Source organism: Hymenobacter guriensis, assembly GCF_015773195.1.
Lineage (GTDB): Bacteria > Bacteroidota > Bacteroidia > Cytophagales > Hymenobacteraceae > Hymenobacter > Hymenobacter guriensis.
Genome location: NZ_JADWYK010000011.1, coordinates 84,770 through 99,235, shown reverse-complemented (window position 1 = coordinate 99,235; position 14,466 = coordinate 84,770). Strand labels below are relative to the sequence as shown.

General features: G+C 62.4%; 20 protein-coding genes. 3 read left to right on the top strand and 17 right to left on the bottom strand.

Annotation, left to right across the window (positions count from 1 at the left end; all coding sequences use genetic code 11):
• Positions 1-83 precede the first annotated feature (83 nt).
• The 6 genes from I5L79_RS16830 to I5L79_RS16805 form a co-directional block, all read right to left on the bottom strand.
• Positions 84-569 (bottom strand): META domain-containing protein, encoded by a 486-nt coding sequence (locus tag I5L79_RS16830; protein WP_196956236.1) that lies wholly within the window; start codon positions 567-569, stop codon positions 84-86.
• Positions 570-793: 224 nt separating this feature from the next.
• Positions 794-1,450: a peptide-methionine (S)-S-oxide reductase MsrA gene (gene msrA / locus I5L79_RS16825; protein ID WP_196956235.1), complete on the bottom strand. Its 657-nt coding sequence runs from the start codon at positions 1,448-1,450 to the stop codon at positions 794-796.
• Between the two features lie 60 nt (positions 1,451-1,510).
• A complete protein-coding gene (locus tag I5L79_RS16820; protein WP_196956234.1) occupies positions 1,511-2,560 on the bottom strand; it encodes a ferredoxin--NADP reductase in 1,050 nt (349 codons plus the stop codon).
• Positions 2,561-2,605: 45 nt separating this feature from the next.
• Positions 2,606-3,067: an META domain-containing protein gene (locus tag I5L79_RS16815; protein WP_196956233.1), complete on the bottom strand. Its 462-nt coding sequence runs from the start codon at positions 3,065-3,067 to the stop codon at positions 2,606-2,608.
• Between the two features lie 87 nt (positions 3,068-3,154).
• Positions 3,155-3,640, bottom strand: coding sequence for a YdeI/OmpD-associated family protein (locus I5L79_RS16810; RefSeq protein WP_196956232.1), 486 nt, complete (start codon positions 3,638-3,640; stop codon positions 3,155-3,157).
• Between the two features lie 12 nt (positions 3,641-3,652).
• Positions 3,653-4,207 (bottom strand): hypothetical protein, encoded by a 555-nt coding sequence (locus I5L79_RS16805; RefSeq protein WP_196956231.1) that lies wholly within the window; start codon positions 4,205-4,207, stop codon positions 3,653-3,655.
• A 147-nt stretch (positions 4,208-4,354) separates the two neighbouring features.
• Here I5L79_RS16805 and I5L79_RS16800 point away from each other — a divergent pair, with 147 nt between their 5' ends.
• Positions 4,355-5,065 carry a DsbA family oxidoreductase gene (locus I5L79_RS16800; protein WP_231403167.1) on the top strand — a complete coding sequence of 237 codons (711 nt, stop codon included), beginning with the start codon at positions 4,355-4,357 and terminating at the stop codon, positions 5,063-5,065.
• Between the two features lie 120 nt (positions 5,066-5,185).
• Here the strand turns inward: I5L79_RS16800 and I5L79_RS16795 are convergent, their stop codons facing one another.
• The 3 genes from I5L79_RS16795 to I5L79_RS16785 are packed head-to-tail and all read right to left on the bottom strand — an operon-like array spanning position 5,186 to position 6,604.
• Complete coding sequence (locus I5L79_RS16795; protein WP_196956230.1) at positions 5,186-5,731, bottom strand: dihydrofolate reductase family protein; 546 nt, start codon at positions 5,729-5,731, stop codon at positions 5,186-5,188.
• A 28-nt stretch (positions 5,732-5,759) separates the two neighbouring features.
• Positions 5,760-6,149: a DoxX family protein gene (locus tag I5L79_RS16790; RefSeq protein ID WP_196956229.1), complete on the bottom strand. Its 390-nt coding sequence runs from the start codon at positions 6,147-6,149 to the stop codon at positions 5,760-5,762.
• Between the two features lie 35 nt (positions 6,150-6,184).
• Positions 6,185-6,604, bottom strand: coding sequence for a VOC family protein (locus I5L79_RS16785; protein WP_196956228.1), 420 nt, complete (start codon positions 6,602-6,604; stop codon positions 6,185-6,187).
• Positions 6,605-6,791: 187 nt separating this feature from the next.
• Here I5L79_RS16785 and I5L79_RS16780 point away from each other — a divergent pair, with 187 nt between their 5' ends.
• The gene (locus I5L79_RS16780; RefSeq protein WP_196956227.1) at positions 6,792-7,772 is read left to right on the top strand and encodes a GlxA family transcriptional regulator; all 981 of its coding nucleotides are present in this window, start codon (positions 6,792-6,794) and stop codon (positions 7,770-7,772) included.
• A 6-nt stretch (positions 7,773-7,778) separates the two neighbouring features.
• Here I5L79_RS16780 and I5L79_RS16775 read toward each other — a convergent pair whose 3' ends face one another.
• From I5L79_RS16775 to I5L79_RS16760, 4 genes are all read right to left on the bottom strand, one after another.
• The gene (locus I5L79_RS16775; protein WP_196956226.1) at positions 7,779-8,495 is read right to left on the bottom strand and encodes a DUF6624 domain-containing protein; all 717 of its coding nucleotides are present in this window, start codon (positions 8,493-8,495) and stop codon (positions 7,779-7,781) included.
• Between the two features lie 382 nt (positions 8,496-8,877).
• On the bottom strand, positions 8,878-9,246 hold the full coding sequence (locus tag I5L79_RS16770) for a hypothetical protein (protein WP_196956225.1): 369 nt from the start codon (positions 9,244-9,246) through the stop codon (positions 8,878-8,880).
• Between the two features lie 214 nt (positions 9,247-9,460).
• Positions 9,461-9,655, bottom strand: a complete 195-nt coding sequence (locus I5L79_RS16765; RefSeq protein ID WP_196956224.1) for a hypothetical protein — start codon at positions 9,653-9,655, stop codon at positions 9,461-9,463.
• Positions 9,656-9,730: 75 nt separating this feature from the next.
• The gene (locus tag I5L79_RS16760; protein WP_196956223.1) at positions 9,731-11,248 is read right to left on the bottom strand and encodes a M61 metallopeptidase family protein; all 1,518 of its coding nucleotides are present in this window, start codon (positions 11,246-11,248) and stop codon (positions 9,731-9,733) included.
• 178 nt (positions 11,249-11,426) lie between these two features.
• Between I5L79_RS16760 and I5L79_RS16755 the strand changes: the two genes are divergently transcribed.
• Positions 11,427-12,107 (top strand): GAF domain-containing protein, encoded by a 681-nt coding sequence (locus I5L79_RS16755; RefSeq protein WP_196956222.1) that lies wholly within the window; start codon positions 11,427-11,429, stop codon positions 12,105-12,107.
• Positions 12,108-12,170: 63 nt separating this feature from the next.
• On the opposite strand, the gene I5L79_RS23365 is transcribed toward I5L79_RS16755, so the two are convergent.
• From I5L79_RS23365 to I5L79_RS16740, 4 genes are all read right to left on the bottom strand, one after another.
• On the bottom strand, positions 12,171-12,350 hold the full coding sequence (locus tag I5L79_RS23365; protein WP_231403166.1) for a hypothetical protein: 180 nt from the start codon (positions 12,348-12,350) through the stop codon (positions 12,171-12,173).
• Between the two features lie 88 nt (positions 12,351-12,438).
• Entirely contained in the window at positions 12,439-12,729 is a 291-nt protein-coding gene (locus I5L79_RS23360; protein ID WP_231403165.1) for a hypothetical protein, read from the bottom strand.
• 334 nt (positions 12,730-13,063) lie between these two features.
• Positions 13,064-13,750 carry a hypothetical protein gene (locus I5L79_RS16745; RefSeq protein ID WP_196956221.1) on the bottom strand — a complete coding sequence of 229 codons (687 nt, stop codon included), beginning with the start codon at positions 13,748-13,750 and terminating at the stop codon, positions 13,064-13,066.
• Positions 13,751-13,763: 13 nt separating this feature from the next.
• Positions 13,764-14,111, bottom strand: a complete 348-nt coding sequence (locus tag I5L79_RS16740) for a hypothetical protein (RefSeq protein WP_196956220.1) — start codon at positions 14,109-14,111, stop codon at positions 13,764-13,766.
• Positions 14,112-14,466 lie beyond the last annotated feature (355 nt).

Below are 14,466 nucleotides of genomic sequence, written 5' to 3'. Positions count from 1 at the left end.
TGCGGGTTGTTTGTCAGGAGTTGTTTGTCGGTGTCAGATTACAGACAACTAATGACAACTAATAATAAACAAAAGCAACTACCCTAAAGCGTAGGAGAAGCCGGGGCTACCGACGCGGCCAGGGGAGCGTGGTTGGCCTGCAGCTCGAAAGCCAGACGGGGCTGCTGGTGTGCGTCGTCGTAAAGGTAGAGGTGACGGCCGCTGGTTTCGTAGTAAGAAACCTGGCCGAGCAGGTTCAGGTAGCGCAGCTCAAACTTCGCGGTGGCATCATCGCAGTGCAGCATGGTGGCAATGACGTGCACCCAGGAGCGCACCCGCAACGACAGCGGGCAGGAGAAGGTACCACTACCGGCCAGCGGCTGCGGCAGGGCACTCAGCGACCAGGCGGCCGCCGAAGAAAATCCGGTATCGGAAGGGCGGGTGGCATGAGTTGGTGGGAGCTTTTTGCCGTCGAGGGAGCACAGGAGCCAGGGCGGAGAGCCCGCAGATGTGGGCAGAGCATACGCAATACTGGCTACCAGTAAACCGGTAGCTAACCCACTGAATAATATAGCGTGGCGCGTAGTCATAAAAAGCAGGCGGGCAGTTGAGCTTGCTGGAATATTCAATGAATCTGCTGGGATAAGACCCTATTGCCGGGCCCAAAGGTTGCATGAGCGCAGAAACTTTGGTGTCGGCCGGACAAGGCAGAAGGGCGCAAGACCCCCGTGGATGGTCAGCAGCATACAAAAAAGCCAGTCCCTGCCCGGCAGTTAGTGGGCAGGGACTGGCTCCCAGGGCACGGCAGATACATCTACTTGGTTTGCAGCAGCTGTGGGAATTCCCGGGCAAAGTGCTGGTAGCGCGGGGTAGATACCGTCTGGATGTACGGGTTTTCGGGGTGGTGCACGAAGTAATCCTGGTGGTAGCGCTCCGCTGGGTAAAAGACCTTGAACGGCACTACCTGCGTCACGATGAGGCTGGAGTAGCGCTTGGAGGCATTAACCCGCTTGATTTCGGCCTCAATCTGCGCTTTTTCCTGGGGCGTGCGGTAGAAGGCAATGGAGCGGTATTCCTCACCCGCGTCGGGGCCCTGGCGGTTTAGGGTGGTAGGGTCATGCTGCACAAAAAACACCTTCAGCAGGGTTTCAAAGCTGATGACTTTGGGGTCGTAATACACCTGGATGGCTTCGGCGTGGCCGGTGCCGCCCCGGCCTACCTGCTCGTAAGTAGGTGAAACCGCGGTGCCGCCCGAGTGCCCCGAAATAACGGTGCGCACCCCTTTCAGGCTTTCAAACACGTGCTCGGCACACCAGTAGCAGCCGCTGGCAAAGGTGGCCACGGCCTCGCCCGCCTGGGGCTTGGGCAGCTCGGCAAAGCGGTGGTCGTCCTGGGTGGGCTGGCTGCCGGGGGCCGCCTCGCAGCTGGCCGTGCCCAGCACCGCCAGCAGGAGAAACAGAAGTTTTTTCATGTGCATGCTCAACATACGCAGCCGCCCGGGAGTTCGGTCGTAGCCAGACACTGCATATCATCAGAATTCCAGGCGCACAGGCCCGCCGATAGGGTAGCCGGTGCAGGTGAGTACGAGGCCCCGCTCGGTTTCCTTATCCGTCAGGACCTCGTTCAGGCTCATCCATACGCGGCCGGCGGTGCAGCGGGCCACGCAGTTGCCGCACTGGCCAGCCTCGCAGCTGTAGGGCAAGGCCAGCCCCTGCTGCCGGGCCGCCCGCAGAATGGTGCTCGGATACTGCACCGGCACTACGTATTCCTGCCCGCGCCAGCGAATACTGACGGGGTACGCAGCCATATCGGGCGGCACGTGGGTGGCGGGAACAGCAATAGGGGTAAATAGCTCCCGGCGGATATCGGACAAGGGCAGCCCTGCCGCGTGCAGGGCGTAGGTAGCCATGCGCATAAAGTCGAGCGGGCCGCACACGTAGGCCAGCGTGCCAGCCACTGGTCCGGGGCTGAAGCGGTGTACCAGGTCTTCCAGTAGCGGCTTGTGCAGGCGGGCCCGCCCCAGGTTGGCATCTACGCTATAAAGCAGCTCCAGGTGCAGCCGCTGAGGAAACCGGGCCTGCAGGGCCAACAGCTCCTCCCGAAACAAGGTGTGGCTTGGCGTGCGGTTGCTGTACACCAGCAGGACGCGGGCAGTGGGGTGCGTGTGCAGCGCCGTTTTCAGCAGCCCCAGCATGGGTGCAATGCCGCTGCCGGCCGCTACCAGCACCAGTTGCCGGAAGGCGGCGGGCTCCTCGGGCAAGGTAAAGAACCCGGCCGCGCCAATGGTCTGGAGCTGCTCGCCGGGGCGGGCTTCATCTATCAGCCACCGCGAAATCAGCCCGTTATCGATGCGCTTGACGGTGATGGTCAGCGGCTCACCTAGGGCCGGGGCGGAGCTGATGGAGTAGGAGCGGCGTACCTCGCGGCCGTACCGCCGAAAGAGGAGCGTGAGGTATTGCCCGGCCCGGTAAGGCAGCGAGGCCGGAGCCACTGGCGCCAGCACAAAGCTTTTCACCCCGGGCACTTCTTCCCGGATAGCCTCAATACGCAGGGGAATAATAGCAGAAAGCAGATCAGCCATAGCGCCCGCAACGTACGCGGGCGGTTGCAGGATTCAAACCGGCCGTTACCGGGCCACCCGGAAATACGCTACGGGCTCGGGGTTTGTGTCATCGAACAGGCGGAGGGTGCTGTCGAGCACTAGAAAACGCCGGGTGGCCCGCAGCGCCATGAAATAGTTGTTTTCAAAGCCGGTGGCATCATCCTCGCACGTTGCCAGCGTAACGGTCAGCTGGTCGAAGCTGAGCTTGTTTTCGGCGGCGGTGGTGAAGGCTCCGCCAATGCCGTTGCAGTAGGCGTGGGCCATCAGCCGCCCGGTGCCGGTGGAGAGCTGAAAATCGGGCTTCGCAAAAAAGTTGGGCATTTCGCTCACGGGCGTCGTACCCAGAATTGTCAGCTGCCAGCGGGTATCGAGCAAAGGGGGCTCGGCGGGCCGGGGCTCATCTTCCACGGGATGGATGCAGCCGGGCAGGAGGCTGGCAGTCAGCAGACACAGGGCGGCAGAAGCAGAATAGAAAGGAAGGCGCATACTACGGCAGCGTTAAATCAAGCCTGATTAGGATACTTGCCCGGCCCGAAAAGTTGCATGCCAGTCTCCGCCAGGCCTTTCTGCGCTTTACAGCTTACGAAACGGGTGGGCGCCCCGCGCCAGCCGCTCGGTAAACTCCACTGCCCGGCGGGCGCGGGTTTCGGGCTGCTTGGCCGTGGCCACATGTGCCGCAATAGCCCGCTGCATGCTACCGCTGAGTTGCTGAAAGCCCGCTAATGCTTCGGGCCAGGCCTCAAACGCCTCGGCCAGCTCCTCGGGCAAATCCACGCGGTCCGGCTCGGGGTCGGGGGCCAGTGTGAGCGAAACCAGTTGGCCCACCTGCACCCCGGCCTCCCGGCACATATCCTTGTTGAGCATGAGGTAGCGGCCCCCGCCCGGCAGCGGCAGCAGCCCGCGCCGGATGGCGCAGCCGTTGAGCGTGCCCACCACGCGGCGGGGCAGGGGCTGGCCCAGCGCCGCCAACACCAGCGGAGGCACTACCACAATCTGGGTGGGCATAAAGCTGGGGCCGCCGTGCTCCAGCCGCGCCTCAAACACCTGAACCACCGCCATATGTAGCCGGAGTTACTTGGCTGGCGTGAGCTTGCTGGGGCCGGCCAAGGACAGCTCCCGGGCAATCTGGAACGTGAAGGGCTCGGAGGCCGACTCATCAATACGGCGCTGCATGATGCGCAGGTGCGAAAGGTCGTCGCCGGGCAGCACGGCCACATCGGCGCCGGTGCCGGAGCCGGGCTCATAGCTGCGGAAGCCTACTATCCAGCCCTGGGGGTAACCCGCGCGCTCGGCCTTGGCGGCATCTACCACATCAGGCTTGCCGGGAAAGGTGCCGAGGTTGATTTCCTTGGTTTCCTTGCCAGCCAGCTTCAGGAACGCCTCGGTGCGCAGGGCCCCGGCCACAGGCTTGAAGCGCAGGGAAGCCGTTACAGCCTCGGGGCCGGGTGCGGTTTTCAGCTGGGGTGCCTCCTTGGCGGCGGGCGCGGTAGCTGTGCCATCGGCCGCGGCGGTATCCAGGGCGGTCTGGTCGGTGGTGGTAGCGGCGGGCTGCTCGGCCGGCTGGCTGGTTTGGTTGCAGCCGGCCAGCACTATGGCCGCCAGCACGGGCAGGAAAAGGCGTTTCATCGAAGAAAGCAGAGAAAAAGGAACACTGGACTCAGCCTGTAAGAATACGCATAATTCTGGCTCGACCCACCAGCTGCTCGGGGACTTCCAGGAAACCTTTTGGCCGCCGGCCGGCTTATACAGCATCCCAAACCGACTTTTCCTGCCATGAAAAAGATACAAGTTGAAATCTGGTCCGATATCCTGTGCCCCTTTTGCTACATCGGCAAGCGGCGCCTGGAAACGGCCCTGGCCCGCTTTCCGCACGCCGACCAGATAGACCTGCAGTGGCGCAGCTTTGAGCTGGACCCGCAGGCCAACCCCGAGCCGGGCGTAAACCAGTACGTGCGCCTGGCCGCCAAATACGGCAAGCCGGAAACCTGGGCCCGCGAGATGAGCGCCAATATGACGCAGATGGCCGCCCAGGAAGGCCTGGCCTTCGACTTCGACCGGCTGGTGCCCGCCAACTCCCTGCGGGCGCACCGCCTGGTGCACCTGGCGGCTAAACATGGGCTGCAGGATGCGGCCAAGGAGCGGCTGTTTAAAGCCTACCTCGAAGAGGGCCTGGATGTGAATGACCCGGCCACGCTCACCCGCCTGGGCGCCGACCTGGCGCTGCCTGCCGCCGAGGTAACCCACCTGCTGGCTTCCGACGACTTCACCGACGAAGTGCGCCACGACGAGTACCAGGCCCACCAGATCGGGGTACGCGGGGTGCCTTACTTCGTGTTCGACGACAAGTACGCCGTGTCGGGCGCGCAGCCGGCCGAGCTGTTTGAAGAGGTTCTGCAGAAAGTGTGGGAAGAAGCTCGCCCGCAGCCCGTACAGCTGGCCGGCTCCGCCGGCGCTGCCTGCGACCTGGAAAGCGGCAACTGCTAAGCTTGATTTGCTCGTAGTTGTTCGTTGTCAGTAACTTGAAAATAAACGACGAACAACTTACACCCCGAAGCCCCGGCTGCCGCGTTGCAGCCGGGGCTTTTTGATGGGTACTGAGTTAGCCTAGCTCCAGACGGGATGATAGACTAGCAGAATAGTGCCGGTAGAGAACAGCGTGGTATCTACCAATTTCAGCGTGGCGGGTAGGCCGTCTTCCGGGAAAAACCGCTTGCCGCCGCCCAGCATCATCGGAAACGTCATCAGCCGGTATTCGTCCACGAGGTGGTGCCGCAGCAGCGCCTGCACCAGCTGGCCGCTGCCATACACCAGAATATCCTCGCCGCGCTGCGCTTTCAGGCGCTGCACTTCCGCCACTACGTTTTTCCCGATGATGGCGGTGTTGTGCCAGCTGGCGGTTTGCAGCGTGCCGGAGACTACGTATTTGGGCAGGCAGTTCATCCGGCGGGCAAAACCCTGCTCGTCGGTTTGCGTGGGCCACACGGCGGCGAAGCTTTCGTAGGTAACGCGGCCCAGCAGCAGCGTGTCGGCGTTCAGCAGCTCCTCAAGCTTGTAGCGTTTCTGCTCTTCGCCGAAAAAGGGCATCAGCCGCTCCGGTTTTTCCATCACCCCGTCCAGCGACACAAACTCAGATACCACTACTTTTCTCATCGGTATTTTTTCAGGCGGAAAGAAAGCGCTAGGCCACGCTGAGTGCGGGCGCAGCTGCTTCCGTGCGGCGGCGGTTGAGGTAGTGCGAGGCCGCAATCAAAGCCAGGCCAATCAGCAGCGGAAACCACATACCCGGTGGGTCGCCCACGGAAATAAAAGAGTACAGCGCCCCGGTCAAATCAAACGCAAAGCCGGCGTAGGCCCACTCCCGCAGGCGCGGAAAGCCGGGCACCAGAATAGCCAGCACGCCCAGCAGCTTGGCTACGCCCAGAAAAGGCACGAGGTAGGCGGGGTAGCCCAGGTGCCGGAAAAACTCCACCGACTCCGGGGAGCTCAGCACGTTAGGCACGGACGACAGCGTCATCAGCAGGGCCAGCAGCCCCGTGACAATCCAGTACAGCAGGTTGAGCTTATTCATAGCTAAATGAATTTGGCGGTAGAAAATGGCCGGGCTTACTGCTGAGGCTTATCGTAGTTGAGCATCCAGTCGATGCCGAACTGGTCGGCAAACATGCCGAACGTGGCACCCCAGAACGTGTCCTGCAACGGCATCGTGACGGTGCCTCCGACGGAGAGTTGCTCAAACAGGCGCTGAATTTCCTCCGGGCTCTGGCAGTTGAGGGAGAGGGAAACCATGTCGCCCTTGGCTGCGGGGCCCAGCCCGGAGTCGGAGGCTAGTAGTACCATATCGGCTGTGGTCAGGGAGGAGTGCAGCACGTTCTGGAGTACTTCGGGCCCCACCTGCTCGGCGGCAGGTGTGCCTTCGTACGTTTGCACCATCAGCTCACCGCCCAGGCACTGCTGATAGAAGGTCATGGCCTGGCGGCAATTACCGTTGAAGATGAGGTAAGGAGTGAGGCGGGGCGTTTGCATGGCTGAGAAAGGTATGAAGTGAAAGAAAAGAAAGATCAGGCGCGGTGCTTGCTAAGTAATGTAGTAATATTTGCTACATTTAATCTTTGAAAGCCAACAAAATTAGCAAGACCCTCGTCCTTGGAACGGGGCTATTCCGACTAATTTGGGGTTGATTCCGACATCTGTCCACCACAGCTTTATTGCCATGAAACGTATATCCATCCTGGTGCCGCAGGGCGCTATTCTGGGCAGTATTGAGGGCCCACGCCTGGTTTTCTCGGAAGTGAATGCTCTGCTGGCACGCCTGGGCCAGCCACCACTGTTTGCGGTACAGCTGGTGGGCCTGAAGCCCGAAACGCCGGTGTGCGGCGGCCTCTATACCATTGCCACCCCGCTTTTGCTGGCCGATGTACCCACTACTGATCTGGTGATTATTCCGGCCATGGATGGCGACCTGGGAGTGGCGCTGGAAGCCAACAAGGAGTTTCTGCCCTGGATTGTGCGGCAGTACCAACAGGGTGCCGAGGTAGCCAGCCTGTGCGTGGGCGCGTTTCTGCTGGCTGCCACCGGCCTGCTCGACGGCCGCCAGTGCACCACCCACTGGGCCGCCGCCCAGGATTTCCGCCGCATGTTCCCGGCCGTGGAGCTCATTGAGCACAAGCTTATCACCGATGAGCGGGGGCTGTATTCCAGCGGCGGGGCATTTTCCTACCTCAACCTGGTGCTGTACCTCATTGAGAAGTACGCCGGCCACGACATGGCCGTGCTCTGCGCCAAGGTGTTTCAGATTGATATGGAGCGCGTGAGCCAGTCGGCGTTTATCGTGTTCAATGGTCAGAAAGCGCACGACGACGAGCCCATCCGCAAGGCCCAGGACTACATCGAGGAAAACTATCAGGAGAAGATAACCGTGGAGCAGCTGGCGGATATGCTGGCCCTGGGCCGCCGCAACCTGGAGCGGCGCTTCAAGAAAGCCACCACCAACTCCGTGGTCGAGTACATTCAGCGGGTGAAGATTGAAGCGGCCAAAAACAGCCTGGAATCCTCGCGCGACAACGTAAACGAGGTGATGTACCGCGTGGGCTACTCCGACCCTAAGGCCTTTCGGGTGGCCTTCCGGCGCATCACCGGTCTCTCGCCCAAGCAATACCGCGCCAAGTACAGCCGCGCCCTGGCAGCAGTCTAGCGGTAGCTACCTGGCCGGCGTTTGGGAAGCTTGTTTGATCCGCAGTGCTTCGGCCAGCGTCATCGGTTTGTAGGGAATGCCCAGGCGCAGGGAATTTTCTTCCACCGTAGAGTCGAAGCCGGCTTGCTTGCGCCGCTCGTTCACGCGGGCGGCATCTTCGATGGGCCAGATAAAGGACACGGTTTCGCGCTGGCTGGTGGCGGGGTTGGGTACGCCGTAACTGCAGCCCTGGGTGCCGTAGAGCTGGGCCTTGTTCTGATACATCAGGTGCCGGTCGAGCATGCGGGCGTAGAGGTAGAACGGCACTTCGCCCTTAGCAGCCTCCCGTTCAACCAGCTTCAGGTAGCGCGGAATGCGGGTGGAGTGCTGAATTACGAGCAAAGTCACCTCATTGGTCGGCTCACCTACCAGCGTTTTGCCAGGGTAGCCATATTGCGCAATGATCTGGCCCACGCGCTGAATGTTGATGGAATCCTGCGCCACCATACGCTGACTAAGGTAAGACCCCACCTGCTCCGGCGAAATGCCCGCGGCCTTGGCTACCGAGTCAAATTTTGCTTCCATACCTGGCCCACTCCCGAAAAGCCGGCGATACTGCTGATCTACGGCTTCCATCTGATCCAGCTCCTGCTTAAGGGTAAGGTTGAGTTTGGGTAGCTTCTGCGCTTGGCAGGCCGCCGACAGAGAAACCAGCAACAGCAGCGCGGAACGGAGCAAAGGCATACTTATGTAAGTAAAATATATCGGCCTCAACTTACGAAGAAGCAGCCGGTCGCTGCGTTTGGCGCTTAGCTGATGGCTGCGAAAATGCCCGGGCCCGTCGGCTAAGCGGAGAGGATTCCAATCAGGCTGGTTTCGGCCTGAGGTTACTTCCGGATAAGAGTAGGATTAGCCGCAATACCCCGCCTCGGCGTAAGGCTTCCGACGAAAAGCTGAAGCCCGCCGATATGGAGGCCTTCCGGGCCCTGGTTGGGCGCGAAGCTGCCGAGTGGATTACGGCGTCGCCCCCACGTGTAACCCGTGCAGTCCGGCTTACAATCACCTGCAGTAGTACCAAAAAAGGCAGCCTGCGCAGGCTGCCTTTTTTGGTACTGGTAAGTAGTACTCAGCGGTATTTGGGCATTTCCTCGGGGCGGGAAAGTACCGTGGCTATCAGGCCAAACACGCCCATAGCCAGAAAGGCATTGCGGGCGCGGGTGTTGCGGGCAAAGCCAAACACCCAGGGCGCCGACAAGGCGGTGAGGCTGCTGACGGCATCAAGCGCCAGGTGCATCTTGTAGGGCATTACCCGCAGGGCGCCCCACTCAGCCCGGGTAAGCAGGCTCGAGGCCAGGGCCGTGCCGCTGAGAACGTAGGAAAGGGTGGTCGGAGTAGCGTCCTGCGCAAAGCCGGCGGCTGAAGGAGCGGAGGCGGCAGAGGCGACAAAGGTGTAATCGGCAATGACGTGCTGCCGACGGGAAATGGGCTGCTGCATAACGAACGTAGGCTATATGGGAAACAGGCGGCCAACCGGCCGCCTTACGCTTTGCAACGGCCCGAAACGCCAAAAGGATAAGGTCGAGTTTTCGGCGCCTTCTCTACAGTTGTCCGGAGCTGAATCGGCGGAACCAGGCCCGCTACGTGGGCCTGCCCTGGTTCGAACCCTTGCCGGCAGTTACGGGCCGGGCTTGTGCGCGGTGGCCCTGGTTTTACTGGGCTGCGGCCGTATCAGCAGCGGCGGCAGCGGTGGTATCTACGCCGGCGTAGGCATCTTCCGGAGCAATGGGAGCGGCACCGGGCGTATCGGAGGTAGTAGTCGTGGTGTCGGCGTCTTCGGTTTTATGCTCGCCGCAGGAAGTTAAGCTCAGGGCGAAAATGGCCGCCATTACAAAGGACGTCTTCATGGGATTAGCTGGGATGGTGAGCCCGGAAATACGCTTACACCAAATCTGGGGTTCAGCTGCTTAGGCGGCCAAAAGCTACTGCCGGGCTACGGGTTTGGCGCTGCCCTTGGTGTTCAGGTACCGCTCGCGCAGGGCGGAGGCGGGGCCGGCGGCTTTCAGCACGGGTATGGGCTGGGTGGTGTCCATCGTAAAACCTTCGGCCAGCTCGGGGGTGGTCCAGGGAATGTCGGTGCCGTGCAGGATATACTTCTGGAACTCGTAGCTGATGTCTTCGTGCAGGTAAGTTTGGGCCAAAGCCAGGAAACGCTCATCGGTGAAAGACTGGCCGGGCAGCAGGCAGGCCTGGCGCAGCTCCCGCATCAGGTCGTCGAGGGAGCGGGTGTAGCCGGAGCGTTTCAGAATCTGATTATCGAGCCAGAAGGCGAACAGGGCCCCGCGCCGGTAGGGCAGCTTGCCAAAGGCGCGGCTTTTCCAGTAGTTGTCCTTGATGAGGTAGTTGGGCTGGTTGCGCTCCGGGTTTTTGTAGAGCTGCTGAATGACATCCTCGTTGAAGGCCTTCACCCACGCTTCCAGGGTCAGGTCGCCGCTGCGGAGGCGGTTTTTGTAGGCATAGTAGTCCGTGAAGCCCTCCGTAAACCAGTTGGTAAGCTCCCCGTGGGCGCCCCGGATCTGCCCGCCAATCCAGTCGTGCAGCATCTCGTGGTTGAACATGTAGCGCAGCAGGTCCCAGCTGTTGAAGGGGTTGTTGGTCGACTGCAGCTTGAAGCCCTGGTACAGCCCCTCACCCCGGATGCTCTGCCCGCGCCAGGTGGTGTCGGTAGTCGTTACGGTGGGGCTCATGAACACGGTGTAGCGGGTGGGGCCGGCATCCTGCCAGAAGTCGCGCTGAGCGGTAAGGGCCTGCTGCAGGGAAAGGAGGAAGCCTGGCTCGTCGTAGTGGTGCCACTCGCCGCGCAGGGCCACGTACACCGGGCGGTTCTGGTACCGGAACTGGTGCAGGCGGTAGTCGCCGCCCACGTAGAGGGAGCGGTAGAACTCCGTCCAGAGCCTGCCCCGGAAGGTTTGTTCCGTGACCTGCGAGGCAAACGTGTTGTGCAGCACGTAGCCCGGCGGGAAGCCCACCCACCGAATGGTAGCCGTAAGGCGGGGCTCCACCGGGGAGCTTACTATAAAATCGGGCACCATAAACAGCGACTCGCCCAGCACGTGAAAGTAGGCGTCGGTCACGCGGGGGCGGTTTACCTGGTCGCGGGTATACTCGGCGGCGTCCTGCCGCACGCGGTAGGAAAAGCGCACGACGCGGGTGCGCGGATGGTATACTACCACGCGGTTGCTGTCGGGCACTACCCGGAATCGGTAGCCGGCGCCCTCGCCCGCGAAGCCACCGAGGCAGCGCAGCAGGTCCGGCTCGCCCCACACCTCGTTGGCGAAGTGGAAGTAGGTGGAGTCCTCGGCCCGTGGGGTACGCACCTGCACCTGCACGCGCAGGCCCTCCGTGCTCAGGTGGGGCGCATAGTGCACCTCGTACCCGATGCGGGGTTGGGCCCCGGCCAGCAGGGGCAGCAGGCAGCAGAAAATCAGCAGCAGTTTCATGAGTAACGGGCACGGATAAGCCGGCAGCCAAAGATAGGTGGGCTGAAAGTCAGGGTTTTTCACATGATGATGTGAAAACCTGGGCCGGAATTCTATTACGCCCCGCCCACTGCATATGTGCCTGCCGATGCGTAGCTTGCCTGGGTTCCCGCCTTTCGTGCCTATATGACTATGCCTTATGACTACCGATGAACGTGCCCGCCTGGCGGAGCTGGAGTCTTATGATATTCTGTATTCGGCGCAGGAAAAGCTGTTCGACAACCTCGTGGAGCTGGCGGCTTACATCTTCAGCGTGCCGGTGGCGCGCATTGCCTTCGTGCACGAGCGGGAAGTGTGGCACAAAGCCAGCGTGGGAATGCCGGCCCAGGAGGCCCTGACGCTGGAGCAAACCCTCTGCACCCGCGCCATTGTGGCCGACGAGCCGGTGCTGGTGTACGCCGATCTGTCCGCCGAGCCCGCGCAGGACACGGCTACGGCCCGGGAGCGGAACATCCGGTTTTATGCCGGGGTGCCGGTGCGCACGCCCCGGGGCTTCAAGATTGGGACGGTGTGCCTGGCCGGGTACGAGCCGCGCGAGCTGACTGAACCCGAGCAGGGCCTGCTCACCCAGCTGGCCGACCTGGTGATGCTGGCCCTGGAAGCCCGCCGCCAACTGCTGACGCGGGACCAGACCGAGGCGTGGCAGCAGCTGCGCGAAGAGGCCGAGGACACGCTGCACAACCAGATGGCGGTGGTGCGCTACCTCAAAGCCCGCAGTGAAGGCCAGGTGCCCGTACCCGCCGAGCTGCTGGACCCCATTGCCAGGCGCCTGGCGGAAGTAGCCCAGGTGCTCAAGGCGGGCCTGCCCTCGGTGCCGTAAACCCAGCGTGGCTGGCGCTGGTGGAGCTGGCCGGGCAGGTTGGGGAAATACACGTTGCGTATGCTATACCAGCACGGTTACCAGGGTCTTGTTGTAGCGCTGTGGCCAGTCGCGGCGGCGGATGGCGTAGAGGTATTCGTCCTCAAACTCGCCCTGGTCGTTCACGCCTGACTTGCGCATGATGCCTTCGAGCTGCCGGCCTGGCGTCTTTTCCAAGGAGCGTTTCGAGGAGCGGTTGGACACGCGGCAGCCCGTAGCGGCGCGGTGGCTACACGGTTGAGGCCCAGCACCTCGAAGGCCAGGTAGAACAGGTGGGGCTTGCTGCGCGGCGTCACGCCACGGCCGCGCGTGTGCTGGAAAACGGCCGCGCCGGTGGAGCCGGTGCGCTCCTCCCAGCTGTCGACGGTGAGCAGGGGCATGCCCGCCAGCTCCGCCCCAGGCGGGAGCAGAAGCCGAAGTTGGTGCGCCGGCCCTGCCCGTAGCGGGGCAGGTAGTTGCGAAACAACTCCTCCTGCATTTCCCGCGAATCGGGGTGTCCCTGGAATAGGGTGAATATGCCGGTCAGGTTGTCCTCGCTGAGGAGGTGCAGGGTGATACCGTCGGAGTAGAGGGCGCGCAGCATAGCAGGCAGGTAGTGAGGAGCAGGAAGCTAACCACCCGCTAGCCGTATTCCCAACTCTCCCATACTCTAAAACAGGCCAGTCGCCTTCGTGCAAGAGAAAAGCAACTGGCCAGCTCTATGCGTAGAACGTAGAGCATCCTGGGCACTTGTCTGGCTGAGCGGAGACGTTTATCGGCTCACGTTTATAGACTTCCGGGTACGTCCTTCCGCGGGGCTTTTCTGCCCACGAGAAAGCACAACGCCCGGCCTCCCTGGTGGGAAGCCGGGCGCGGCTGTTACAATAGATAGTGCGAAAGGATAGGGGACGACGGGCAACGGGCGGACGTGGGGCGGGCTAGGCGGGCGCTTCGGTGGGCTTTTCCTTGCGGGCGGCCGTGTTGATGATCTGGCGGGCCGACTGGTAGGCGGTGTGAAACCCGGGCTGGGGCCGCCGGTAGCGCACCAGGTACTTATCGACGCGGTTGCGCAGCAGGGCGGTGGCCGTGCGCAGATCGGCGGCCAGGGCGGCGTTCTGGGCCTTGGTATCGGCGGTGCTGACGCGGGGGGCGGCTTGCTCGGCCTTGAAGGCGGCCAGGGCGGCGGCCAGATCGGTGAGCTCCTGCTGGGTGACGCCCTGCTCCTTGAGGGGCGTGAGCAGCTCGGTGGCGCGGGTGTGAATGTTTTTGGCGATGCGCGGCAGGTCGTTGTCGGTGGCGCGCAGGAGGCCTTTTTCGGTATAGTCGGCGTCGGTGTGGAGGCTGATGTCCTGGATTTCGTCGGCGTAGGCGAGGAGGGCCGCGGCGGTTTCGGCGGTGAGGCTGGCCAGCCGGGCTTTGGTTTTCTGCTTGACGGCCCCGGGCTTGGGAGCGGCGCCGGCGGCCTGCTGGGTGGCGGCGGTGGGGTCGAGGTCGGCGACCAGCGCGGCCAGGGAAAGGCGGGCAGCGGTGAGGGCCTTGTTGGTGAGGTAGAGGGGGGCGTGGTCGGTGAGGACGCCCAGGGTGGCTTGCAGCATTGCCAGCCGGGCCCGTTGCTTGTCGGTCATAAGAGGATGAGGGTTAAAGTGTAAGGGGAATATAGGAATATAGACAACTGGTTGTGAAGGCGGCGGCGGAAATATATTGCGCTACCCCGCGCCGGGCGCTGACCGGGCTGCGAAGGCCGGTGGCGGGCGTGCGAAGGGCACTGTCGGTCATGCGGTGGCCGCTGACCGGCGTGCGACAGGCCGTGGCGGCTCTGCGATAGGCACTGACCGTCGTGCGATGGCTGCTGACCGCCTTGCGATGGGTACTGACTGCCTTGCGATAGGCACTGACCGCCGTGCGATAGGCAGTGGCGGTCGTGCGACTGGCATTGACCGGCGTGCGACAGACGTTAACAAGCGTGCGAGGCATTTTGTCGGCCATGCGAGAGGCTATATCAGTGGCGCGACTGGCTGTACCGGGCGCGGAAGGGAGTCGCGGAGGCGCGGCAGGCTCTGTCACGGGTGCGACGAGCTTGGCCGCGTTGCTGCGGCAGCATCTGGCTACCGGAGAAGCGGGGTGGGAGCATTGTATAGCGTGCTGCACTCCTGGCGCGAGCTTGTAGCTCGTGCCTTACTTGACGTGAGGCTTGGCCTCACCTGTTGGAACGACTAGCGCAAGGCCGAATTGCCGCCCGGCGGCAGATGAGGTACAACCTCATCGTCATTGGGGGAACGAGCTAAAAGCTCGCGCCAGATGGGGGGGCCGGCTGAGGCTTACTGTTATCTAGCAAATGCGA